The sequence below is a fragment of the Bradyrhizobium sp. USDA 3262 genome, from assembly GCF_054060035.1.
In genome coordinates, this window is the sequence record NZ_JBSSCT010000001.1 from 4,113,505 (window position 1) to 4,136,192 (window position 22,688).

At 62.9% G+C, this 22,688-nt stretch carries 21 protein-coding genes; 11 read left to right on the plus strand and 10 right to left on the minus strand.

Annotated elements, in window-relative coordinates; all coding sequences use genetic code 11:
• Positions 1-191 precede the first annotated feature (191 nt).
• The gene (locus ACVWYP_RS18825) at positions 192-1,190 is read right to left on the minus strand and encodes a helix-turn-helix domain-containing protein (RefSeq protein ID WP_304499358.1); all 999 of its coding nucleotides are present in this window, start codon (positions 1,188-1,190) and stop codon (positions 192-194) included.
• Between the two features lie 293 nt (positions 1,191-1,483).
• On the opposite strand from ACVWYP_RS18825, the gene ACVWYP_RS18830 reads away from it, so the two are divergent.
• From ACVWYP_RS18830 to ACVWYP_RS18860, 7 genes are all read left to right on the plus strand, one after another.
• Positions 1,484-1,873, plus strand: coding sequence for a helix-turn-helix domain-containing protein (locus ACVWYP_RS18830; protein WP_304499359.1), 390 nt, complete (start codon positions 1,484-1,486; stop codon positions 1,871-1,873).
• Between the two features lie 107 nt (positions 1,874-1,980).
• Positions 1,981-2,649 (plus strand): hypothetical protein, encoded by a 669-nt coding sequence (locus ACVWYP_RS18835; RefSeq protein WP_304499360.1) that lies wholly within the window; start codon positions 1,981-1,983, stop codon positions 2,647-2,649.
• 105 nt (positions 2,650-2,754) lie between these two features.
• Complete coding sequence (locus ACVWYP_RS18840) at positions 2,755-3,096, plus strand: HdeA/HdeB family chaperone (protein WP_028338671.1); 342 nt, start codon at positions 2,755-2,757, stop codon at positions 3,094-3,096.
• 93 nt (positions 3,097-3,189) lie between these two features.
• Entirely contained in the window at positions 3,190-4,620 is a 1,431-nt protein-coding gene (locus ACVWYP_RS18845) for a DUF1254 domain-containing protein (protein WP_304500249.1), read from the plus strand.
• 721 nt (positions 4,621-5,341) lie between these two features.
• Positions 5,342-5,887: an HlyD family secretion protein gene (locus ACVWYP_RS18850; RefSeq protein ID WP_456684127.1), complete on the plus strand. Its 546-nt coding sequence runs from the start codon at positions 5,342-5,344 to the stop codon at positions 5,885-5,887.
• A gap of 20 nt (positions 5,888-5,907) precedes the next feature.
• Positions 5,908-7,074, plus strand: coding sequence for a SphA family protein (locus tag ACVWYP_RS18855; protein ID WP_304499362.1), 1,167 nt, complete (start codon positions 5,908-5,910; stop codon positions 7,072-7,074).
• A gap of 207 nt (positions 7,075-7,281) precedes the next feature.
• Positions 7,282-7,716, plus strand: a complete 435-nt coding sequence (locus tag ACVWYP_RS18860; protein WP_304499363.1) for a DUF2721 domain-containing protein — start codon at positions 7,282-7,284, stop codon at positions 7,714-7,716.
• Between the two features lie 26 nt (positions 7,717-7,742).
• Here ACVWYP_RS18860 and ACVWYP_RS18865 read toward each other — a convergent pair whose 3' ends face one another.
• The 5 genes from ACVWYP_RS18865 to ACVWYP_RS18885 form a co-directional block, all read right to left on the minus strand.
• Positions 7,743-8,645, minus strand: coding sequence for an alpha/beta fold hydrolase (locus ACVWYP_RS18865; RefSeq protein ID WP_304499364.1), 903 nt, complete (start codon positions 8,643-8,645; stop codon positions 7,743-7,745).
• 7 nt (positions 8,646-8,652) lie between these two features.
• Positions 8,653-10,272: a GMC family oxidoreductase gene (locus ACVWYP_RS18870; RefSeq protein ID WP_304499365.1), complete on the minus strand. Its 1,620-nt coding sequence runs from the start codon at positions 10,270-10,272 to the stop codon at positions 8,653-8,655.
• Between the two features lie 99 nt (positions 10,273-10,371).
• Positions 10,372-11,679 (minus strand): MFS transporter, encoded by a 1,308-nt coding sequence (locus ACVWYP_RS18875; RefSeq protein ID WP_304499366.1) that lies wholly within the window; start codon positions 11,677-11,679, stop codon positions 10,372-10,374.
• A gap of 259 nt (positions 11,680-11,938) precedes the next feature.
• Positions 11,939-12,391 (minus strand): MaoC family dehydratase, encoded by a 453-nt coding sequence (locus ACVWYP_RS18880; RefSeq protein ID WP_304499367.1) that lies wholly within the window; start codon positions 12,389-12,391, stop codon positions 11,939-11,941.
• A gap of 11 nt (positions 12,392-12,402) precedes the next feature.
• Positions 12,403-12,894: a MaoC family dehydratase gene (locus ACVWYP_RS18885; RefSeq protein ID WP_028331684.1), complete on the minus strand. Its 492-nt coding sequence runs from the start codon at positions 12,892-12,894 to the stop codon at positions 12,403-12,405.
• 170 nt (positions 12,895-13,064) lie between these two features.
• Between ACVWYP_RS18885 and ACVWYP_RS18890 the strand changes: the two genes are divergently transcribed.
• Together ACVWYP_RS18890 and ACVWYP_RS18895 are read left to right on the plus strand one after the other, a co-directional pair.
• Complete coding sequence (locus ACVWYP_RS18890; protein WP_018270614.1) at positions 13,065-13,835, plus strand: IclR family transcriptional regulator domain-containing protein; 771 nt, start codon at positions 13,065-13,067, stop codon at positions 13,833-13,835.
• 164 nt (positions 13,836-13,999) lie between these two features.
• Positions 14,000-14,626, plus strand: a complete 627-nt coding sequence (locus ACVWYP_RS18895) for a pyridoxamine 5'-phosphate oxidase family protein (protein WP_304499368.1) — start codon at positions 14,000-14,002, stop codon at positions 14,624-14,626.
• Between the two features lie 43 nt (positions 14,627-14,669).
• On the opposite strand, the gene ACVWYP_RS18900 is transcribed toward ACVWYP_RS18895, so the two are convergent.
• On the minus strand, positions 14,670-15,095 hold the full coding sequence (locus tag ACVWYP_RS18900; RefSeq protein ID WP_304499369.1) for a hypothetical protein: 426 nt from the start codon (positions 15,093-15,095) through the stop codon (positions 14,670-14,672).
• Between the two features lie 284 nt (positions 15,096-15,379).
• Between ACVWYP_RS18900 and ACVWYP_RS18905 the strand changes: the two genes are divergently transcribed.
• A complete protein-coding gene (locus ACVWYP_RS18905) occupies positions 15,380-16,552 on the plus strand; it encodes a M20 aminoacylase family protein (protein WP_453946089.1) in 1,173 nt (390 codons plus the stop codon).
• Positions 16,553-16,555: 3 nt separating this feature from the next.
• Here ACVWYP_RS18905 and ACVWYP_RS18910 read toward each other — a convergent pair whose 3' ends face one another.
• Positions 16,556-17,737, minus strand: a complete 1,182-nt coding sequence (locus tag ACVWYP_RS18910; protein ID WP_304499371.1) for a cytochrome P450 — start codon at positions 17,735-17,737, stop codon at positions 16,556-16,558.
• Positions 17,738-17,874: 137 nt separating this feature from the next.
• Between ACVWYP_RS18910 and ACVWYP_RS18915 the strand changes: the two genes are divergently transcribed.
• Positions 17,875-18,783: a LysR family transcriptional regulator gene (locus ACVWYP_RS18915; RefSeq protein WP_304499372.1), complete on the plus strand. Its 909-nt coding sequence runs from the start codon at positions 17,875-17,877 to the stop codon at positions 18,781-18,783.
• A gap of 197 nt (positions 18,784-18,980) precedes the next feature.
• On the opposite strand, the gene ACVWYP_RS18920 is transcribed toward ACVWYP_RS18915, so the two are convergent.
• Together ACVWYP_RS18920 and ACVWYP_RS18925 are read right to left on the minus strand one after the other, a co-directional pair.
• Positions 18,981-20,603 carry an inorganic phosphate transporter gene (locus ACVWYP_RS18920; RefSeq protein ID WP_304499373.1) on the minus strand — a complete coding sequence of 541 codons (1,623 nt, stop codon included), beginning with the start codon at positions 20,601-20,603 and terminating at the stop codon, positions 18,981-18,983.
• 543 nt (positions 20,604-21,146) lie between these two features.
• Complete coding sequence (locus ACVWYP_RS18925) at positions 21,147-22,595, minus strand: UdgX family uracil-DNA binding protein (protein ID WP_304499374.1); 1,449 nt, start codon at positions 22,593-22,595, stop codon at positions 21,147-21,149.
• Between the last annotated feature and the right edge of the window lie 93 nt (positions 22,596-22,688).

Genomic DNA, 22,688 nt, shown 5'->3' on the forward strand with positions numbered 1-22,688 from the left:
TTCGCTGCTACGCGGGCACGCGTCCAAGGCCAACCCCTTCGCTAGAGATGATCATCATTGGATGGTGAGACGGGGCCGATCGATATTGGTTTGTCGGCCCATCGATCGTTGTCGAAGCTCGCGATAGGGCGGCAGCCCACAGGAAGGACAGGTTGCTCGAAACGCACAGCATCGAGGGAGCGATGACGTTCTCACGTTCTCCTTTGCTCGCGAAACTGCCGCGGCGTAACACCGGCGATCCTGCGGAAGGCGCGGGTAAAGTGGGCGGGATCCGTGTAGCCTGAAGCGAACGCAACCTCGATGATCTTGAAGTCCGTGTTTCGCAAGAGCGTTCTAGCGTTCTCAAATCGAACGGTATCCAGCAGGCCCGAATATGTAATGCCGGCACGCGACAGGTTGCGTTGAAGGCTACGCGTACTAACGCCTGCCATTTCGGCGATTTCAGCGAGCATCGGAAGTCCTTCGTCCAGGTAGGATGGCAGCATTAGCTTAAGTGTTTCGATGATGTCATAATTGGCAAATTCGATCTTCTCGTCCTTCGGACAAGGAAGATTTTCGTTCGCCCTATTGGGGAGGGCCAGGAACGAAATAGGCACGTCGATCCATGATGCTTCTTGGCCCGACAAGAATCGAGAATTTGGCCAGAATGACTGGCACGCCGGAGTCGGCGTGTAGCGAGCTTCAAAGGCGATAGTTGCTGGAGCCCAGTCCGGCCCGGCGAATTGTCGGACGACGTAAATCGGAAAAATGTTCTGAAGCCACTGTGAATGCTCGAGATGCTGAAGTCCTTTGGTTCCGGCGAGCCTGCTGCAAATCCTCACGTGATCGTCGTAGCGCTCAAGCCAGTTGCTCAAGTTTGAGTCTTCGAGCGATGCCCATTTGCAGGTCTGTTGTAGCGCGACAAGCAGTGTCGGAGAATGACCAATGAGATTCCGGGTTCTTTCGCTCAGGTGGCCGAAATGTAGCTGCCGAGCAGCATGAAATCCGAAATCATCGATGCCCTGCGATCTTCGCGCGAATTCCGCAAAGTCGATCGCAGGCAAAATCGGGACGTAATGATTGGATTTTTCTTCCAACGAGGTGGGTAGGCGAAACTTTTCCAGGAGCGATGCGGTTGGTGCTCCAAGACTATTAAGAATATCTGCGAAAGGACTAAGGTGTTGGCAGCGCGTCAAATGAATGTTTGCCATCGGCCGGACCTGAATTCCTACGAACTTAAGATCTTAAGTAAAAAGAGCCGCATGGGCGACAATGCAACTACGTGCCTGCCGAACAATTTTAACGTGAGTCCAGACTATCAGGCCGCCACGTCTGTTGCTCAATTTTATCCCGCGCCATGCTTGAGAAGGGATGGTGGGCATCGGCCAATTCTATTTGAAAAAATTTTGGCGGCTGATGGCCAGACGTACCTTCGAAGCGCCCTTAACCTCGAAGACCGGTTTTTCTATTGAGGGACCATGGGCTTCTCGCCTGACGCCAGCCGATGAGAACCGTCCGTTTGCCTTCATCCCAGACGATCCGTGAGGCCATTGTCGCATCACTGCGGCATGGTGACGCGGCAACCCTTGATGGCACGGCTCGTGCGCTCAAGATCAGCCGACGTACGTTGCAGCGTCATTTGGGACGCATGGGCACAAGCCATAGCGAAATACTTGCCGAGATTCGTTTGAAGGTCGCGTGCCGACTGCTCGCCGATTCAAGCAAGCGCTTGTCGGACATCGCCAAATTCCTCGGTTATACCAACGCAAGCAGCTTCAGCCGTTCCTTCGCGCGTTTGATGAAAATTCAACCCGTTGTCTACCGGAAGCAGCAACGTGCCCGCAAACATGATCCAGCAAGTCCCCGCGGACGGCCTCATGTGATTGGCCGCTGAACTATTCCGGATGATTGGCGCGAAATGGCAAGACGCGCGATCTGAATTGGCGCGAAATGCTTAGCGAAGCTGATTGCCAGATTGCGCTCCCCAAAGGAATAACAAACATGATTCTTCGCTCAGCTCTGTTCGTATTTTGCGTCGCCGGATTGATTGCCGTTCCCCATAAGGTGCTTTCCCAGTCTGCACCCGAGAGCAAACCACACGTACCGCTTGAGAAATCGATAGGCCAGGCAAAGCCGGAAGTCGTGCCGTCGCTCTTCGTCCTCAACTCGCGCGGTGCGAGCTTGAAGGACGGGAAGCTTGTGCTGACGGGGGTTTCACCGAATGCGATCGTGTTCGCCGATCGGCCCGTGAGGGCGGCCGGTCACGATCTTACGTCGCGAATTGTCGAGGATTGGGGCAATGGCAGTGACAATTTCGCGAAAGATCCTCCAAACGCCACCGTGTCCGGGTTCAGGAAAGACGGATCATCGGTAGCCGACGCCGTCGTCGTCCTGAAATCGCCCAAGCTCGAAGGCGACAGGCTGACTTTCGATGTCGATATGCTCGAAGGTGACCTTGCGGGGGCTGATGGACCGGCGTCGATCTTTATCGACATCATCGGTCGTCCATTCACGCCGCTGTCTTTTGCCGGCGTTGCTCGCCGCACCGCCTGGCGAGGTGCTTACTACCGCGGCGCTGCAGTCGCGGGTGCGGCCGCCCTTGGAGCTGCGGCAGCCTATCCCTATTACGCCCCGCGGTGCGGATACTATCCGTATCCGCCTTGTTACTGAGCAACGCGACCGCCGCGTCACAGCCGCTCGGCCGACAGGTGGAAGGTCGGTCGATCTAAGCCGAACACACGAGCTCACAGGAGGGGGATCATGGGACGAACCGCCATGATTGCAGCATCGCTGATCGTCGCCAGCATTCAGTCGGCGCATGCGCAGACGGACTTGAGCGCTTATGCCAACGCCGAAGGCTATCTGGATGTTCAGAAGCTGACATGCGCGCAACTCGCCGGAACGTGGCAGGGAGACGCCGATCTTCTCACTGCCTGGTACAGCGGTTGGTACAACGGCCTCGCGCGCAAGCACTATCTCGACATCAAGAAGTCCCGCGAGGCCGAGCACGAAGTGATCCAGCACTGCAAGGCTCATCCTGACCAGCTCATCATCGAGGCGATCGCAGTGGTCTTCAAGGATATGAGAGCGGCGCTCGGGATCAGGATGCAGCCCTAACCGCGAGATCGGACACCTTTCACGGCAGGCTGACAGTCGGAGCAGCCTGACGGTCGTTTGAAGATCATTTCATTTGCACAAAAGGAGAGAACAATGGAGATCACTCGTCGCAATCTTGCGCTTGGCGGAATGGGTCTGCTCACCGGAGCGGCCATAAGCCGGTCGGCCGTCGCCCAGGACGGTTCTTTCCTGGGGATCGGTCAAGGCTTGGAGGATTTCTGGCTCGCGAGCGACGCCTACATATTCGGCTATCCGTTGGTGACGATGGAGATGACCCGCCGGGTCCTCACCAATGTTGCCGAACCCGTGGGAACGAAGGCGCCGATGGGACAGATCATCAAGCTGCGGCAATATCCGGACGCCGCCTTCAGGGACGTCACGGCACCGAACGCAGACACGCTCTATACGACTTCCTTTTTCGACGTCGGGAAAGAGCCGTGGGTCCTCAGCATCCCGGACATGAAGGGACGCTACTTCCTGATGCCGATGCTGGATGGCTGGACGACGGTGTTCCAGGTACCCGGCAAGCGCACCACCGGCACCGGCGCGCAGACCTACGCCATCACCGGACCTGGCTGGAAAGGCAAACTGCCGGACGGGGTGAAGGAATACAAATCGCAGACTAATATCGTGTGGCTGCTCGGTCGCATCTATTGCACCGGTACGCCGGAGGACTACGCCGCCGTGCACAAGCTGCAGGACGAGTTCAAGCTCGTGCCGCTCAGCGCCTACGGCAAGCCGTACACGCCGCCTGCGGGAAACGTCGATCCATCGATCGACATGAAGACGGCTGTCCGTGAACAGGTCAATCGCATGGACGCAGTGTCGTATTTCAAGTTGCTGTGCGAACTCATGAAGGCCAATCCGCCATACGCGGCAGATGCGCCCCAGTTGGCCAAATTCGCCCGCATTGGCATCGTCCCCGGGCAGGATTTCGATGAGAGCAAGCTCAAGGCGGACTTCCTGAAGCGCTTGCCGGCACTATCGGTCGACAGGATCATGCTCCAGTTCAAGATCAACAAGGCCATCAAGGACGAGAATGGCTTTGCCTTCACGACGAAAGGCGGCGTCTACGGCACCGACTATCCGATGCGTGCGCTCATCACCGCTATCGGACTCGGCTGCAATCGTCCGCAGGACGCGGTCTATCCGACCTCGGAAAAGGATGCGGAGGGCCACAAGTACAATGGCGCAAACAAATACGTCATGCGGTTTCCCAAGGGGCACCTGCCTCCGGCGGAGGGATTTTGGTCGCTCACGATGTACGACAGCGGCTACTTCTTCGTGAGCAATCCGCTCAACCGCTACTCGATCAGTGCACGGCAAGAACTCAAGGAAAATCCTGACGGCTCGACCGATCTCTACATTCAGAAGGAGTCGCCCGGAAAAGACAAGGAATCCAACTGGCTTCCGGCGCCTGCGGGAGATTTTGTACTCATGCTGCGCATGTATTGGCCGCAGGAGACTGACCCGTCGATCATCAACGGCACATGGACGGTTCCCGGCGCCACAAAGGTTGCTTGAGAGTTCGAAATAATGCCGACCCCCGCGGGGGTCGGCTTTCTCGAAGTGTTTGGAGCTTGGGCTGCACCGTCGCGATGGCGAGACGCCCGATGGACGGAGTCCAGGCATCAAGGATGCAACGCGCTGTTAGAATTTTCCTGATCGCGAGCTGATCGCATGCTCATCATCCTGACGCTTTACCTGGTCTTGGTTTGGCTCGTCTTCTCAAAATTCAAGCTCCTTAGATGGGGGTGGGCTTCCGGCACCATTGCGACCCTGATCGGCGCTTTCATCCTCGCGGTCTTCCTGGCGATGTTCAACTATCTCACGCCATCGGGAAGTTTTGTTGTCGGCTCGCGGGTGGTCGAGATCGCGCCCAACGTCTCCGGTCAAGTGACTGCGATTCCGGTTCGGCCCAACGTGCCGATGAAGGCGGGAACGACATTGTTCCGTATCGATCCAACGCCATTCCAGTACAAGGTCGATCAGCTCGAGGCCTCGCTGGCGGGGGCAAGGCAGCAAGTTTCTGCAACTCAGGGCGAGTTACGAACAGGCGAGCGCCAACGTCGAGGGGCTGACCAAGCAACTCGCCTATCACGACAAGCGGCTCGCCGATTACGCGCAGCTGACCGGACAAGGGGCGCAAAGCGAATTTCGGTTACAGGACACGCAGGTTCAACAGGAGACGGCGCAATTCCAGCTGCAGGCAGCCAAGGCGGCACAGCAAAGCGCCAAGCTCGCCATGGATGCGGAGATCGGCGGCATCAACACCACCGTGGCTCAGGTCCAGGCTCAGCTCGACGATGCCAAATGGGATCTCGAGCAGACCACCATCCGCGCGCCCGGCGACGGCTATGTCACGGCCATGGCCCTGTCAGCCGGCGACCGAGCAACGCAGGCGCGCGCCGTGATGTCGTTCGTCGTCACAAACGAGATTACTATCCTTGGCATGTTCTCGCCCAACGGATTTCGAACCATCAAGCCCGGTGCAAAGGTCAAGCTGGTATTCGACGACGATCCCGGCCGCATCCATGATGCGACGATCACGGCAATCCCGCAGGGCACGGGCGAGGGCCAGATTGCTGTTTCCGGAACGCTCACGCGGGCTAGTTCGATCCGCGGCGCCAAGACCTACCCGGCGCTTATTTCCATCCCGAAAGATGTCGATCACAGCCAGCTCAGACTGGGTATGCCCGGCACCGCGACCGTATTTGCCGACAACGCCGGTGTTATCGGCCTGCTCATGTCGATCCTGGTATGGATCAGTTCCTACACGGCTTATCTGTGAGTTGTAGGCCAAGCTATCGATTGCGCCAGTTCATGGAAAAGCGAGCGCGTTATCAGGACATCGTGGACCGGTTCGAAGAATTGACAAAAGGGCTGAACATGACAGATGCGCGATACCCAGAGTTCTCGTCGCCGGGGCGGGAGAGGCGACCTGCGCCACGAATTGCAGCCGGCCTGTTGGCGGCGTGTATTGCGTTCCTCTCGCGGCCTGCGAGCGCCGACGAGGGCGGCGTTTCATACTGGCTTCCCGGCCGCTTCGGCAGTCTCGCTGCGATCCCGCAGGTCCCCGGCTGGTCGATGGCGGAGGTCTACTATCACACCAGCGTAAGTGCATTCGGCAATGCCGCGGCCGCCAGGGAGATCCAGGTCGGCAGAATCCCTGCCGCGGCAAACGTCGATCTAAACCTGCATCTCAACGCACAGGCGGATCTCATCCTTCTCAATCCCACTTATACGTTCGCAACGCCGGTGCTGGGTGGCCAGCTTGCCATCGGCGTGACCGGACTGTTCGGGCGGTCCAGCGCAGATCTTGCGGGGACACTTACGGCGGCCGTCGGTCCGCTGGCGACAACGCGCACAGGCAGCTTCGGCGATTCAATCACATCGGTAGGTGACCTCTACCCGCAGGCGACGCTGAAGTGGAACGCCGGCGTGCACAATTTCATGACCTATGTAACGGGAGACGTTCCGGTCGGAGCATACAGTCCGAGCAGCCTCGCCAATCTCGGCATCGGTCACGCCGCCATCGATGCAGGCGGCGGCTACACCTACTTCAACCCGCAGGCGGGCCATGAATTTTCTGCAGTCGGGGGCTTCACCTACAATTTCAAGAATCAGGATACGCAGTATCAGAACGGCATCGACTTCCATCTGGATTGGGGCGCCTCCCAGTTTCTGTCAAAGCAGGTTTTCGTTGGCCTGGTTGGATATGCCTATCAGCAGGTCACCGATGATTTCGGCCAGCACCCTGTCCTGGGGGGCTTTCGGTCCCGCGTGCTGGGCGTTGGTCCGCAGATCGGCTTCCTGTTTCCCGTGGGCGACATGCAGGGTTATCTGAATCTCAAAGGGTATGGAGAATTTGCAGCAGAGAATCGCCCGGCCGGCTGGAATTCCTGGTTGACGTTCTCGATCTCTTCGATGGCGCCGACCAGCACCGTGACGCCGACCCGACGGATCGTGACAAAATAGCAGTGTTGTGCGTGCCTTCAATTGTGCCAAGATCACGCCACGATGCGCCGCACTCGCGGCCGTCGATGCCGGCCGTTCGGACGCCGGCTGGACAATCGTCGCCGCTGCCGGTTCGATACTTCGGAGTCGTGATGGCCAGGCTGCAGGGTCCAGGTTGCCAATGTCCGGCTGATTGGTTTCGGCTGCGCTAACCCGAAAGTCGCGTCGATGTTGCCGGATACGCCGTCGGTCAGTCAGCTCTCTCACGTGATTTCTCAAGCGGCTGCGCCCGCATTTCTGCTCGGTGCATTGGCGGCCTTTATCGCGGTGCTGATTTCCCGCCTCAACCGGATCATCGACAGATCGATTTACCTGAACCAGATTTCTGATCAGGATCAGGCGAGGTGCCGGCTCAAGGCAGATCTGCCGCGTCTTGCTCGGCGCGCCACCATGATCAATCGCGCGATCTTCTGGTCCATCATCGGAAGCATCTCGATCAGCGTTGTCATCGTCGTCGGCTTTGTGAGTGCGTTCCTTCACATCCAGCACGAGCGGGGCGTTGCCATCCTCTTCATTGTTGCCGTCGTGGCTTTCATCGTGTCGTTGGTGGATTTCGCGCGAGAGGTCCGAATTGCCCTGAGCGAACTTGATCACTACGGCTAGGCGCAACGCATTGATGCGTTCACGCCTTAACGCGTACGCGCGGCGAACGTCGTGAGCGCTGCCACCATCAGCTCCGGCGCTTCCTGCGCAACGCAATGCCCGACACCGTCGAACGTCCATCGGCTCGCATGCGGGATCAGCGCCGCGGCGCGATAGGCCATCTCCTTATAGATCGGCCATGACTGCTCAGTGGTCGTGATGCAGACCGGGCAGGCAATGTCGGAGAACCACGGGAATGGATTGCCGCGGGCGTCGCCGGTGTAGATTTGCTCCATGGCCTGGAAGATCGGCCCGAGCAGGGCCGACTCGATTTCCGGCGTGCAAAGCAGCCGCATGCGGCCGTCGTCGAGCCGGGCAAAGCCGTGATGGACATAGGCCCACAGCGACCGTTCGGTCCATGGCGCGAAGGCCGGTGCGGCGCGCAGCCGCTGGAACAGATCGTCGGCGCTGTCGAACTCGGCCCGGCGGCGCAGCACGCCCTGCACCGAGCCGTTCGCGATGTCGCTGAGGCCGCCGGCGCGCGGCGCGCGCGGATCCATCGCGGTCGGCTCCGTGACATGCAGGCGCGTGAAGCGACCGGGCATCAGTCTGGCTGCGAGCAGCAAGTCGGTTGCGCCGGCACTGTGACCGATGCCGTAGATGTCATGGAGGTCGAGGCGCTCCACCACCATGCGGACGTCTTCGGCAAAATCCTGGAAGTGATAGCGATCGGCCGGCGGCTTGTGGCTCAGGCCATGGCCGCGACGGTCGAGCGCGTAGACCGTGTAATCGGCCGCCAGCGCCTCTGCGACCTCGGTCCACACCTCCGCGACAAAGCCTGTGCCGTGCAGCAGCAGCGCCGGCGGCCTGTCCGAGGCCGGCTCGCCCCATTGCGCCACCGCAACCTGTGCGCCGGCATCGCCGACCAGAAAGCGCCTCGGGGCGTTCATCGTCGTTCTATCGCGCATCCTGCAGGATCATCGCCGCGGCCTTCTCGGCGATCATCGCCGTCGGCGTGTTGGTGTTGCCGGAGGTGATGGTCGGCATCACCGAGGCATCCGCGATGCGCAGGCCGTGCAGGCCGTAGAACCGCAGCCGCTCATCGACCACGGCCATCGGATCGTTGGCCGTTCCCATCTTCGCGGTGCCGACGGGGTGGAAGATCGTGGTGCCGATGTCGCCGGCCGCCTTGGCGAGCGAGGCATCGTCGTCGCCGACCGAGGGGCCGGGCAGGAATTCCTCGGGATGATATTTCTCCAGCGCCTTCTGCTTCATCAGTCTGCGCGTGGTGCGGATTGCGTCGGCCGCGACCTGGCGGTCGTCGTCGGTCGACAGATAATTCGGTGCGATCGACGGCTTGTCGTCGGGCGCGGTCGAGCGGATCCGCACGGTGCCGCGCGAACTCGGCTGCAGATTGCAGGCGCTTACCGTGATCGCGGGGAAGCGGTGCAGCGGATCGCCGAACTTGTCGAGCGACAGCGGCTGCACGTGGAACTGGATGTTGGCGCGCGAGCGCGTCGCGTCCGAGCGCGTGAAGATGCCGAGCTGCGACGGCGCCATGGTCAGGGGTCCACGGCGGCGGAACGCGTAGTCGAGGCCCATCAGGCCGCGGCGAACCAGATTGTAATAGGTCTCGTTCAGCGTGCGCACGCCGGATACCTTGTAGATCGCGCGCTGCTGCAGATGGTCCTGCAGATTATGGCCGATGCCCTGCACGTCGAGCACGATGTCGATGCCGAGCGGCGACAGCCATTCGGACGGACCGATGCCGGAGCGCTGCAACACCTGCGTGGTTCCGATCGAGCCGGCGCAGAGGATCACTTCGCCCCTGGCGCGGGCCTCGACCACGTCATTGCCCTGCCGGAACAGTACGCCGGCGGCGCGGCCGCTCTCGACGATCAGGCGGTCGACCAGCACGTCGGTCTCGAGCCGCAGATTGCTGCGGTTCAGCACCGGCTTGAGGAAGCCGCGCGCCGACGACCAGCGCCGGCCGCGTTTCTGGTTGACGTGGAAGTAGCTGGTGCCTTCATTGTCGCCGGTGTTGAAATCCGGGATGCGCTTGATGCCCATCTCCTCGGCGGCATCGCCGACCGCGTCGAGGATCCGCCACGACAGCCGCGGCGCCTCGATGCGCCAGCCGCCGCCGACACCGTGATGCTCGCTTTCACCGAGGAAATGATCCTCTAGCCGCTTGAACGCCGGCAGCACGTCGCTGTAGCTCCAGCCGGTGAGGCCGAGCTGCCGCCAGTGGTCGTAATCCGCGGCCTGGCCGCGCATCGAGATCATGGCGTTGATGGCGGAGGAGCCGCCGATCACCTTGCCGCGCGGGTAGGCGAGTGCCCGGCCGTTGAGGCCCGGCTCGGCCTCGGTCTTGAACATCCAGTCCGAGCGCGGATTGCCGATCGCGAAGAGATAGCCGACCGGGATATGAAACCAGATCCAGTTGTCCTTGCCGCCGGCTTCCAGCAGCAGCACGCGCTTCTTCGGATCGGCCGACAGGCGGTTGGCCATGATGCAGCCCGCCGTGCCTGCGCCGACGATAATGTAGTCGAAATCACCCTCGAGCCTTCGCGGCATGTCCTCGTTCCCGGCAAGCGTCTTTTGTTGGGCTCTTATTAGTCAGACGCAGGGGGCCGACACAAGCCCGGCAGTGGATGCCGGGCGTGCGCTGGATGATCAGGGGCGGCTCGGTTCGGCCAGTGTGACCTCATGTCTCGCGCGGGGAACGCAGACGATCAGCGTCAGCATACCGATGCCGAGCACGGCGCCGACGAGGGCGAGCGGTGCGTAGATGCTCCCGGTTGCGACATTCATCCAGCCGATCAGGGCAGGGCAGACCGCGCCGCCGAACGAGCCGATCGCGCTGATCAGCGCGATGCCGCCGGCCGCGGCGCTACCCTCCAGCATTGCGTTCGGAATGGTCCAGAACAGCGACAGGATCGCGAAGATGCCGATCGAGGCGACGGCAAGCAGCGTCACGGTCAAGAGGACGCTGCCTTGCGCGGCCTGCAAGGCGATGAAGCAGGCCGCCGCGACGAGGCCGCAGCAGACCACGTGCCAGCGCCGTTCCCGTGTGCGGTCGGAGCTGTAGCCGATCGCCACCATGCCGATGACGGACGCAACCGAGATCGCGCCGCTCAGCCAGCCGATCTCGGTGGTGGTCGCCACGCCGACGCGTTTCAGCAGCGTCGGCGTCCACAACAGGATGGTGTTGAGCGAGCAGAAGAACGCGAAGTAGATGAAGGAGAGCAGATAGACGCGCGGCTCGCGCAGCGCCGCCGCGAAGCTCCGCGTGGTGCCGGGCACGGCGGCGCGGTCGCGGGCGAGGTCGCTTGCGACCTGCCGCCGCTCGTCGGCGCTCAGCCAGCTCGCGACCTGAGGTCCGTCGGCGAGGTAGAGATAGGCGGCGATGCCGAGCAGCACGGCCGGGCCGCCTTCGAGGATGAACAGCCACTGCCAGCCATGCAGGTCGTGGACGCCCTGCATGTGATCCATGATCAGGCCCGACAACGGACCCGCGATGACGCCGCCGAGCGGCACCGCCATCACGAACAGGCTCGTCATGCGGCCGCGCACGCGGTCCGGGAACCACAGCGTCAGATAGTACAAAATGCCCGGGAAGAAACCGCCTTCGGCGGCGCCGAGCAGGAAGCGCAGCAGATAGAGGTGATACTGGTTCTGCACCAGCGCGAGCAGCATGGTGACGACGCCCCACAGCACCATGATCCGCAGCAGCGTCTTGCGGACGCCGACCTTGACCAGCAGCAGATTGCTCGGCACTTCGAGCGCGACATAGCCGACCGAGAAGATGCCGGCGGCAAGCCCGAACACCGCGTCGTCGATCTTGAGGTCGTGCAGGAACTGCAGCTTGGCAAAGCCGATGTTGAAGCGATCGATGATCGCCACCGTGTAGCACGCCAGCAGGAACGGGATCAGGCGCCAGGCGATCCGTCCATAGAGCCGCGAATAGGCCGCATCCTGCATCGAAACCTCCGAATGATTCTTTTGATTGTTAGGTCGCATGTCGCCGCGCAGGTGCTGCGCTCCCTCGCCCCGTTCTTACGGGGTCGAGACGAGCGAAGCTCGCTCTGAGAGGGCTGGGGTGAGGGGCTATCTCCGCACAACGCGGTGGTAGCTGAGCCCGCGGAGACTCCCCCTCACCCGGAATGCATCTAGCGATGCATTCCGGCCTCTCCCCGCAGGCGGGGCGAGGCGGAGCCCGTTGCTCCGATCGAATGCGCGGCTAGTTCGCCTTCGCGCTCGGTGGAAACTCCAGCATCGCTTCGCCGGCCGCGACCGTCTCGCCGCGCTGGTTCTGCACGGCGACGTCGACCAGCACCCAGCGCGATTTTGCGGTGACCTGCTTGGCCTTGATGGTGCCGGCCGGGCGGATGGTGTCGCCGGGCTTCACCGGCTTCAGCCAGCGCGTCTCGAGCCTGCGATGGATCGCGCCTGCGGGAAGCGCCCAGTCGGTCAGCATGCGCGAGATCAGGCCGAAATTGTTCATGCCGTGCATGATGATGCCGCCGAAATTGGTCTTGCCGAAATCGCCCTTCATGTAGTTGTCGTCGAGATGCAGCGGGTTGTAGTCGAGCGACGCATCGCAGAACAGGCGGATCGATTCGCGCGAAACCGCGAATGCCGGGCCGTCGATGGTGTCGCCGGCCTTGAGAGATTCGAAATTCGCTGTGGTCATGGTGATCCTCCTTACATCGGACGGATGGTCTGGCCGCGACCCGAGCAGATCACGTCGCCATGCTGGTTGAAGAAGACGTTGTCGTGCACCACGAACAGCCGCTCGCGCTTGATGAATTTGTCGAGCGCGCGGGCCTGCAGGGTGATGGTGTCGCCGGGGCGGGCCGGGATGTTGTAGCTCCAGGACTGTCCGGCATTGACGGTGCCCGGCGAGCGCATCCAGTCGTCGGCCGGCGTGCAGGCGAACATCAGCAGGATATGGATCGCGGGCGGCGCGATCAGCCCGCCATAGGGCCCGGCCTTCGCGGCGGCTTCGTCCAGATAGAGCGGATTGGTCTCGCCGACCGCACGGCAGTACAGCGCGATCGCTTCCTGGGTGAGCTTGTAGGGCAGTGTCTTGCGCGGCTCGCCGGGGACGATGTCGTCCCACACCTTGCGCAGCTTCGCGTCTTTCCAGAAATCGGTTTCGAACGGGGTGGCCGCAGAACTTTCTGCTTGCGCCATCGTGCATCCTCCTGCTATTGAGTTCGCCAGGCGAACAGTTCATTCGCTGTATGAATTCACGCTAGCGCGGTCGGGAGCCCCTGACAAGCGCGCAGAGCCGCGTCATGTGCAGGCAGCCATGCGGGCTGCGATGTCGTGGGCGCGATGACGGAACCAGCCAGGCGCCCGCCATGAGCAAAGAGAGTGACGGCTTCGTGCGCGCGATTGCGCGCGGCTTCTCGATCATCGAGGCACTCGGCAAGCCGCCGGGGCGGCACACGCTGGCGGAGGCCGCCGACACTGCGGGCCTCAACCGCGCCACCGCGCGGCGTATCCTCGCGACCCTGGTGGCGCTGAAATATTGCGCCTCCGACGGACGCTATTTCAGCCTGCGGCCGCGCGCGCTCGGGCTCGGCCTGTCCTATCTCAACGCGCTGCCATACTGGGGGCATGCGCAGCGCGCGCTGGAAAATCTGCGCAACGAGATCGGCGAGTCCTGCGCGATGGCGGTGCTCGACGAGGACGAGATCGTCTATGCGCTAAGGCTGCCGGCGCGGCGGATCCTCTCGGCCAATCTCGGCGTCGGCAGCCGGCTGCCCGCGCATCTGGTGTCGCTCGGCCGCGTCATGCTCGCGGCGCTGCCGCCTGGCACCCGCGAGGCTTATCTCGCGACCGGGGGCTTCAGGCAGGTCACGCCGCGCACGGTCACCGATCCGGAGCGTCTTGGCGAGTTGCTCGCGCGGGTCGAGAGCGACGGCTATGCCTGGGTCGATGGCGAGCTCGATCCGGCGATCTGCGGCATCGCGGTGCCGTTGCGCGATCCCGCGGGCGCGGTGGTCGCCGCGCTCAGCGTCAACACGATCTCGGGGACGGTGAGCGAAGCCGGCGCGCGCAAGAAATTCCTGTTGCCGCTGCGCCGCACCGCGCAGGAGATCCGCAGCCAGATGCTCACCTCGGGGTAGGGAATGGCCGTTATCGACGCCTTTTCACCCGCTTCGGACCTGGGTGGCTTTTCACGCCCATGCCGAATGAATAGTCTTTCGCTTTGCTGGCCGGGTGAACTGCCAAGGAAAATCCCGGCCACGTCAACGTGCTGATCGATTGCTCAGCTTGCTGGAGGATTGCCGTGGCCGACCCAGTCCGCGCCCCTTTCTACCACGACGGAATGCGTGAGTTGCAGGACCGCTTCGATGGTCGTCGTGTCGCCGACGGCCTCGAGAAGCATCGCCTCCACTTCGAGTTCTGGGAACAGGACCGCAAGCTCATCGAGGAGACGCGATTCTTTTTTATCGCGACCAGCTATCAGGATAACGTCGATTGCTCGATGCGTTCCGGCGATCCCGGCTTCGTGAAGATCACCGGGCCCGATACGCTTGAATTCCCTGAGTACGACGGCAACAACATGTACCGCACGCTCGGCAACATTCACCGCAACCCGAACGTCGGATTGTTGTTTGTACGGCTCGACGGCAAGACGTTTCGCACGCGCATCCGGGGCAAAGCGACGATCCACGACAGCACGGAAGCGCTCGCCTTGCATCATGGCGCGAAGGTCGTCGTGCGCGTCAAATGCGAGATCTTTCCAAATTGCCCGCGCTACGTTCCGGACCTGATGGGCGCCTCAGCGGACGTACCGGCGAATCTGTACGTGCCTCGGCCCGGGTATGAGCCGCCCGCTCCGGAATGGAAAAGCCGGGATTACCTCAGGGACGTCCTCTCGAAATACGATCCGCATCGGAAACGTGACGCGTAGCGGATAGCCGGGAACCGCATCCGGACGAGCGAGCAAACTGCGTTCAGGGCAGCGGTGCCATGTAGGGAATGCTGCCGACCAGAACGGACACCTGCACCGCGTTGCACAGCATGCCGCCCCAATGCAGCTGGCGCAGCCGCCGCACGGCGGTGGGATCGCCGGCGTCTCTCGCGTCCGCCTCGGCATCGAGCCGCCGCAGAAACCATTGCCGCGCCAGCACCGCGAACCCCGCGATCAAGGCGATGCCGAGCGCAACGGCGTACCGGCCGGCCGTGGCAAAGGCGAGCGTGCCGACCGCACCGGCGACCGCCAGCACCAGGAAGTAGGCGTTGAACATGCCGCGCAGCAGGCGGGTGACGGGCGGGACGTCGAGCTTCACAAGCAGGAACGCCGGCGCCGCCAGCAGGAAATATCCCATCGGCACCAGCAGGATGATGGTGGAAAACAACACCGCCTGATCCGGCGTCATGCAGCCGCTCCCTGTTGGAAGGCGAGAGGATTTCGGTGCGGAAAACCTGGGGTAGTATCCGCGCCGGATATGTCTCGCACTATTAGGCTTTGGTCGGATGCGATCGTATCAGGCTTGGTGCTGGCGGCCCTGCGCATAATCACTCCGCGCGGCGTCCGAGGAACATTTGTCCTCCCGATTTGTGAAAGCCGGGTCCTAGCCTGCGGCATGCCACATCTGTTTGGGTGGACCGGCTCTTGCATGCTAAAGATGACTGACGTCCAACCTCTGAGGCCAGAACTCTCATGCCCATCGTCAACCGCGTCGCCGATCTGCAACCCGATATCCAGGCCTGGCGCCGCGACATCCATGAAAACCCCGAGCTGCTCTACGATGTGCACCGCACTGCATCATTCGTCGCCGACCGTCTCAAGGAGTTCGGCTGCGACGAGGTCGCGACCGGGCTCGGCAAGACCGGCGTGGTCGGGGTCATCAAGGGCAAGAAGGGGCCGGCCAAGGGTGACGTCAAGGTGATCGGCCTTCGCGCCGACATGGATGCGCTGCCGATTCACGAGCAGACCAATTTGCCTTACGCCTCGAAGACGCCGGGCAAGATGCACGCCTGTGGCCATGACGGCCACACCGCGATGCTGTTGGGGGCGGCGCGCTATCTCGCCGAGACGCGCAATTTCGCCGGCGACGCGGTCGTGATCTTCCAGCCGGCTGAGGAGGGCGGCGCGGGTGCCGCCGCGATGATCAAGGACGGCCTGATGGACCGCTTCGGCATCGAGCAGATCTACGGCATGCACAACGGTCCGGGAATTCCGATCGGCTCATTCGCGATCCGCACCGGCCCGATCATGGCCGCGACCGATGCGATCGACATCAAGATCGAAGGGCTCGGCGGCCACGCCGCGCGGCCGCATAAATGCATCGATTCCGTGCTGGTCGGCGCGCAGCTCGTCACCGCCTTGCAGCAGATCGTCGCGCGCACCGTCGATCCGCTCGACTCCGCCGTGATCTCGATGTGCGAATTCCACGCCGGCAACGCCCGCAACGTGATCCCGCAGACCGCGGAGCTGCGCGGCACCGTGCGCACACTGACTCGCGAGGTGCGCGATCTCATCGAGAAGCGCGTGCGCGAGGTGGTGGATGGCGTTGCCAAGATGACCGGCGCCAAGATCGATCTGACCTATGAGCGCGGCTACCCGGTCACCGTCAACCATGAGGCGCAGACCGAATTCGCGAGCCGCATCGCGCGCGAGGTCGCGGGCGCATCCAACGTGCACGAAATGCCGCCGCTGATGGGCGCCGAGGATTTTTCCTACATGCTGGAAGCGCGGCCCGGTGCCTTCATCTTCTGCGGCAACGGCGACAGCGCCGGCCTGCATCACCCTGCCTACAATTTCAACGACGAGGCGATCGTCTTCGGCACGTCGTATTTCGTGAAGATCGTCGAGAACGCACTGGCGGCGTGAGGCTCACGCGTCCCATCGCACCGGCAGCGCCACTGGGCCACGGAACACCCAGCCGCGCACGACCGGCGGCGCCTCCGTGCGGAGGCGCAGATTGCGCAAGCGCGCGAACAGCATCGGCGCCACGATCTTGCCGACGGTGAGCCGTGACACCCAGGTGCCGGCGCAGAAATGCGGTCCGGCGCCGAATGCCAGATGCGATTGCTTGGGCCGCGTCACGTCGAAGCGGTCGGGCTCGGCGAAGCGGCTGCCGTCGCGGTTCGCGGCGCCGACGCAAAGGCCGATCTGAAGGTCTTGCGGCAGCGTGATGCCGGAAAGATCGACGTCGCGGGTGACGCGGCGCGGATACATGCCGATCGGCGAGATCCAGCGCACCGCTTCCTCGAGCGCGGCCGGCCACAGCTCGGGCTTCGCCAGCACGCCGTCCTTCTGCGCCGGGTTTTCCAGGAGGCCGAGCACAAGCGTCAGGATCGCGTCGCGCGGCTCGTTCAGGCCGCCGCCGATGATCACCTTGATGTTGGCGCGGATGCCCTCGATCGGCATCGGCGGATCGGCATTGATCATCGAGGACAGGATCGAAGGATTCGGCTGGCTGCGGTGATCGTCGAGCACCGCGTCGATCGCGGCATCGACATCGGCGCTCGCCTGCATCGCCTTGCGCTCGATCTCGGCGTCGGCGGCGTAATTGCCCGCGCCGTCGATCAGCGCCTGCGACCATTCGGCGAGGGTCTGCCACGGCATCGCGCGAAAGCCGATCATCGCCATCAAGCTGAGCGAGGCCATCGGCGCGGCAAGGGCGGAGAACAGATCGGCCTCGTCGTTCGCGGACAGGTCATCGATCAGCTTTTCTGCGATCGCGGTGAATTGTGGTGCCCAATACTCCTTGATCGTGACCGGGCGGAACGAGGGCTCGATCGCCTTGCGGCCGATCGCGTGCTCGGCGCCGTCCTTGCGCATGAAGGTCGGCCCCATCACCTTGTTGACCAGCGAGGCCGGATTGTCGGCCGAGTAGGTCACCGGATCGCGCTCGATCCGCATGATGTCGTCGAAGCGCGTCACCAGCGTCAGCTTCGCGGGCGCGACAAAGACCGCGGGCGCCAACTCGCGCAGGCGGCGGAAGATCGGATAGGGGTCGTCGAGCAGATCCTGATATGCGATGTCGGTGACGACTGGTACGCCGCTGGCCATTGGTCCTCCCGGGAGCGCTTTTCCCGAAGGCTAGCGCCGGACACACAATCGCTCAATTCGATGGGATCGATCTGGTTCATCGAAATACTTCATGACCTTGTGCTAGGCTGGCCGTCAGCAATGCAGGGAGGTGCAGCGTGGCGGCCAATTCCTCGATCGATCCGATCGATATCGGGACTCTGCGGACCCTCGTGCTGGTCTATGACCTTCAGTCGTTCTCCGCCGCCGCCAAGCGGCTCGACGTCAACCAGTCCACCATCAGCTATGCGGTCGAGCGGCTGCGCGGCGCGCTGCATGACCCGCTGTTCGTCCGCAGCGGCAACGGCGTGACGGCGACCGAACGCTGCGCGGCGCTGGTCGCCTGGGCGCGGGACATGATCGGCGAGATCGACGGGCTTGCCTCACCGGCGGAATTCGATCCGGCGACGGCGCAGGGCAGCCTGACGATCTCCTGTAACCATCACGAACGCCAGACCCTGATCCCGCAGTTCAGCACGCGGCTGCGTGCCGGCGCGCCGCGGGTCCGTCTCGTCCTGCTCGATGCCGCGGGCCACGGCGACGTCCATCTCAAGCAGAACCAGTGCGACATCGTGCTCGGTCCGGTCGGGATCGTCGGCGAGAGCTTCTTTCGGCGCCATATCCTCACCGACCACTATGTCTGCGTGATGGATCCGGCCAATCCGCTCGCGCGCGGCCGGATCGCGCTGTCGGCCTATGCCAGGGCCGAGCATGTCTTCATCACCCACAGCGGTGAGTGGCAGCCGCTTTATCTCGCGGCGCTGAGGGCGAGGAAGATCGAGATCGAGGCGGTGGTCAGCCTTCCCAACCACGACAGTCTGGAGCGCATCATCACAGGCACGAGGCTCGTCGCGACCATCCCGTATCATCTGGCGCGGGCGATGCGCGGCGGCCTCCATGTCGCTGCGCTGCCGTTCCGCGTGCCGATCTCGATCGACATGTACTGGGGCGCCAGGACGGCCAAATCCGGCCTGCACAAATGGGCGCGCGGCCTGCTGGCCGAGGTTGCGAAGGCCTGCGCCGCCTGAGCGAGCGGCATCCGCAGCGCGTACAGCCGTTCTGTTCGTCATTGCGAGCGAAGCGAAGCAATCCATCTCACGGCTTGCGGAGGCGTGGATTGCTTCGTCGCTGCGCTCCTCGCAACGACGGCAATACTTAAAACAAAAGGCCCGCACCGGAGTGCGGGCCTTTGTCCGGCGCGTTGCTGCGCCGAAAGCGTGTGGCGTCAGAACAGGTGGTAGAACACGTAGTAGAGAACGCCCGAGATGATCATCGCGGCCGGCAGCGTCAGCACCCAGGCCATCGCGATGTTGCGGATCGTGGCCCATTGCAGGCCGGAGCCGTTGGCGGCCATGGTGCCGGCGATGCCTGACGACAGCACGTGCGTGGTCGAGACCGGCAGGCCGTAGCCGTCGGCCGCCGCGATCGTCGCGGCCGCCGTGATCTCGGCGCAGGCGCCCTGCGCGTAGGTCAGGTGGGTCTTGCCGATCTTCTCGCCGACGGTGACGACGATACGCTTCCAGCCGACCATGGTGCCGAGGCCGAGCGCGATGGCAACGGCGAACTTCACCCAGCTCGGGATGAACTTCGTCGCGGCATCGAGCGAGGCCTTGTACTCGTTCAGCGTGGCGATGTCGGCAGCGGTCAGCTCGGCTTCCTTGTCCTTCATCAGGAAACGGATCGCCTCGGACGCCAGGTACATGTCGTTACGGGTGTTGCCGACCGCGTCAGCCGGGAACTTGGCCAGCGATCCATACTGGGCAACCTGCTGGCCGATGTCGCGCACCAGCACCGCAAGCGACGGAAAGGTGCCTTCGTTGATCTGGTGCTGCGCGACATAGTTGGTCACAGCCGGACGCGGATTGCCGATCACGTTGTAACCGGCGGCCTTGCCTTCGATGACCTTGCTGGCCGCGGTCGAGTGCGCCGTGAACAGCTCGATCTGGCTCGAGGGCATTGCGCGGTTCAGCGCATAGGCGGTCGGCACGGTGCCGATCAGGATCAGCATGATCAGGCCCATGCCCTTCTGACCGTCATTGGAGCCGTGGAAGAAGCTGACCAGCGTGCAGGTCAGGATCAGGATGCCGCGGATCCACCACGGCGGCGGCTGGTCGCCGACCGGTTCGCCGAACAGCGCCGGCGTCGCGCGCTGCAGCGCGATCTTGAGGAGGTAGAGCAGGCCGGCGGCGAGCGCGAAGCCGAACAGCGGCGACAGCAGCAGCGCTTTCGCGATGTTGGTCGCCTGCGACCAGTCGACGCCCGAGGTGCCGTCACGGCCGCGCAGCAGCGCGTTGGTGATGCCGACGCCCATGATCGAACCGATCAGGGTGTGCGAACTCGAGGCCGGCAGGCCGAGCCACCAGGTGCCGAGATTCCAGATGATGGCGGCGATCAAGAGCGCGAACACCATGGCAAAGCCGGCACTGCTGCCGACCTGCAGGATCAGCTCGACCGGAAGCAGCGAGACGATGCCGAACGCGACGGCGCCGCTGGAGAGCAGCACGCCGATCAGGTTGAACATGCCCGACCACACCACGGCGACATGCGCCGGCAGCGAGCGGGTGTAGATCACGGTGGCGACCGCGTTCGCGGTGTCATGGAAGCCGTTGACGAATTCGAAGCCGAGCGCGATCAGCAGCGCGACGAACAGCAGGATATACGGCAGGAACGAGGTGATGCGCGTGCCGGTGGCGTCGACATCGGCATAGATGCTGTAGGCAACGAACAGCAGCGCGGCCGCGACCACGCCCAAATAGATAACCCCGGTGAGAGGATGAAAGCCCTTGTCGAGGTCCGGACCCTTCTTCAGGGCGGGCTCGATCGAGCCGGGTAACGCCATATCGCTCATGGTAAACTCCTGTCCCAATGCTCCCGATTTTGATCGATGCATATGACAGGCAATTGAAATCCGGCCCGCGAGACGCGCCGGCTTGCGGTGACCGTGGACACCGAGCCGAATTTTTGTGCAACGCATTGAGCGCGCACGTGGCTTCGCGGCCTCGTGGCAATCTCCAGCAACAACGGATCGCCGATCGCGACGGAAAGCTGCGGCCTGCGTTTCGCAGGACGAGACAATGTGCGGATGACACCACACCGGCATCCGGCGGGGCCGGCAGGCCTGGCGGCCGGAGAATTCGGCGCGCGCCTGCGAGTGGGAGGATCGCGAATGAGGGAGGAGGATTGCGAGATGAGGTGGCGCGCCGCACGATCGGGGCTAGCAAACCGCGCAGCGCGCCCGCCTCAGGGTACGTCATGGCGTGAACATGACGCCCGATACCTGCGGAACATGCTACCCTACCACGGATCAATTAAAGGTTGTAGGTATTTGTCTGCGTTTAGAACAATTTCTCGTTGCGATGTGGTTCCTCCGGTTCCGCTGGTTTTACGGAACTCAGGCTGCATCGGCTGATCTGCGCAACTGATGTGCGGCGATTTTCAGGTCGTCGATAAAGCGCTGATATTCCAGCGCCTTGGCTTTTTCATCCGGCAGCCGCAACAGATAGGATGGGTGCACGGTGACGAGCACCTTGGTTCCGTCGTGATCGATCAGATGGCCGCGGTTCTTGTTGATCGGCGTGATCTTGCCGAGCACACTCTGCGCGGCGGTGGCGCCGAGCGCCATCACGAGGTCCGGCTTGATGGTGGCGAGCTCGCGCTCGTACCACTGGCGGCAGGCGCGGATCTCCGGTGTGCTCGGCTTCTGGTGCAGCCGGATCTTCCCGCGCGGCACGAATTTGAAGTGCTTCACTGCGTTGGTGACATAGACCTTGCGACGATCGATGCCCGCTTCCTGCAGCGCGCGATCGAGCATCTGGCCGGCCGGTCCGACGAAGGGGTGGCCTGCGAGATCTTCCTTGTCGCCGGGCTGCTCGCCGACCAGCATCAGCGTTGCGCTCTGCGGTCCCTCGCCGAACACGGTCTGCGTTGCATCTTTCCACAGCGGGCAGGCGCGGCAATCGGCGGCCTCCTCGCGCAAGGCCGCGATTGTGTCGTGAGCTTGCCTGTCTTGAACTTGCTTGCCTTGAGCTTGCTTGCGGGGCATCGGCGTATCCTGCCGCTTCTGCGGCTCGGCCGCCTTGCGTGCGATGAAGGGGCCGCTGGTCATGCGCATTGCGTCTTCGATCAGAGGCTTAATGATCGAGTCCTCGGGCAGGTTCCTCCAATAGGCTTGCGGCATCTCCATCACTTTCAGCCGTGCGGGATTGAAGCGGCCGTTGTCGTGACGCCGCCAGGCCTCCTCAAGCCGGTCCTCGGTCGGCACTTCGGATTTGGCGACGCCCGGCGTGATCGAGATCGCGTGCCCGTCCCAATGTGCGCAGACGTCGGGGGTCAGGATCGACCACGGCATGTCGGCGAAGCGGCCGGCGAAGAACGGCGCGGCAAGCTCGACGATGCGATGCTCCGGCTCGAACCAGGCGACGTAATGCGCCGTCCGCTCGCGGCCGATCTCGCGGAAGCGCAGATGCGCATGCATCCTGTCGATATCGACATAGACCGCGCGCGCCATCGCGTGAACCTCGGCGACATCGGGATCATCGGTCGCGCCGAGCAGATCGTGACGGCTGCGCAGCCGCCACAGCAGGCGATAGAGCAGGGCAAAGCGTTCGTCACTGCGATGCAGGATCGCGGCCTTTGCGAGCTCGACGAATTTGGCCGACACGTTGAACCGCGCCTGCGGCGTATCCGGCAATTCATTCACGCAGGATGGTGACGACAATTCGTCGTTGCGGCGTACGGTCCACGTGACCTCTGCAGGCTTCACATCGTTCAGCGCCAATCGCCGCGCGGCCTTGCGCCAGCCCTCGAAATCGGTGTCGTTGTCGAGCACGATGATGCGCATGCGGTTGCTCCGTTTCCGTCACGCCGCCATTTTCGGGGCCTGCGTGCCTGACTTGCGGAAGAGCAGGGCCCGTGCGGTTCGGTGGCTGCTGAA

Coding starts and splice junctions, on each gene's coding strand:
- ACVWYP_RS18835 (WP_304499360.1), top strand. CDS start 1,981: ATGATTCTTCGCTCAGCTCTGTTCGTATTTTGCGTCGCCGGATTGATT.
- ACVWYP_RS18845 (WP_304500249.1), top strand. CDS start 3,190: ATGGAGATCACTCGTCGCAATCTTGCGCTTGGCGGAATGGGTCTGCTC.
- ACVWYP_RS18875 (WP_304499366.1), bottom strand. CDS start 11,679: ATGCAGGATGCGGCCTATTCGCGGCTCTATGGACGGATCGCCTGGCGC.
- ACVWYP_RS18850 (WP_456684127.1), top strand. CDS start 5,342: ATGGATGCGGAGATCGGCGGCATCAACACCACCGTGGCTCAGGTCCAG.
- ACVWYP_RS18925 (WP_304499374.1), bottom strand. CDS start 22,595: ATGCGCATCATCGTGCTCGACAACGACACCGATTTCGAGGGCTGGCGC.
- ACVWYP_RS18890 (WP_018270614.1), top strand. CDS start 13,065: ATGAGCAAAGAGAGTGACGGCTTCGTGCGCGCGATTGCGCGCGGCTTC.
- ACVWYP_RS18910 (WP_304499371.1), bottom strand. CDS start 17,737: ATGGCCAGCGGCGTACCAGTCGTCACCGACATCGCATATCAGGATCTG.
- ACVWYP_RS18870 (WP_304499365.1), bottom strand. CDS start 10,272: ATGCCGCGAAGGCTCGAGGGTGATTTCGACTACATTATCGTCGGCGCA.
- ACVWYP_RS18885 (WP_028331684.1), bottom strand. CDS start 12,894: ATGGCGCAAGCAGAAAGTTCTGCGGCCACCCCGTTCGAAACCGATTTC.
- ACVWYP_RS18920 (WP_304499373.1), bottom strand. CDS start 20,603: ATGAGCGATATGGCGTTACCCGGCTCGATCGAGCCCGCCCTGAAGAAG.
- ACVWYP_RS18900 (WP_304499369.1), bottom strand. CDS start 15,095: ATGACGCCGGATCAGGCGGTGTTGTTTTCCACCATCATCCTGCTGGTG.
- ACVWYP_RS18905 (WP_453946089.1), top strand. CDS start 15,380: ATGCCCATCGTCAACCGCGTCGCCGATCTGCAACCCGATATCCAGGCC.
- ACVWYP_RS18830 (WP_304499359.1), top strand. CDS start 1,484: ATGAGAACCGTCCGTTTGCCTTCATCCCAGACGATCCGTGAGGCCATT.
- ACVWYP_RS18840 (WP_028338671.1), top strand. CDS start 2,755: ATGATTGCAGCATCGCTGATCGTCGCCAGCATTCAGTCGGCGCATGCG.
- ACVWYP_RS18865 (WP_304499364.1), bottom strand. CDS start 8,645: ATGAACGCCCCGAGGCGCTTTCTGGTCGGCGATGCCGGCGCACAGGTT.
- ACVWYP_RS18860 (WP_304499363.1), top strand. CDS start 7,282: ATGTTGCCGGATACGCCGTCGGTCAGTCAGCTCTCTCACGTGATTTCT.
- ACVWYP_RS18825 (WP_304499358.1), bottom strand. CDS start 1,190: ATGGCAAACATTCATTTGACGCGCTGCCAACACCTTAGTCCTTTCGCA.
- ACVWYP_RS18880 (WP_304499367.1), bottom strand. CDS start 12,391: ATGACCACAGCGAATTTCGAATCTCTCAAGGCCGGCGACACCATCGAC.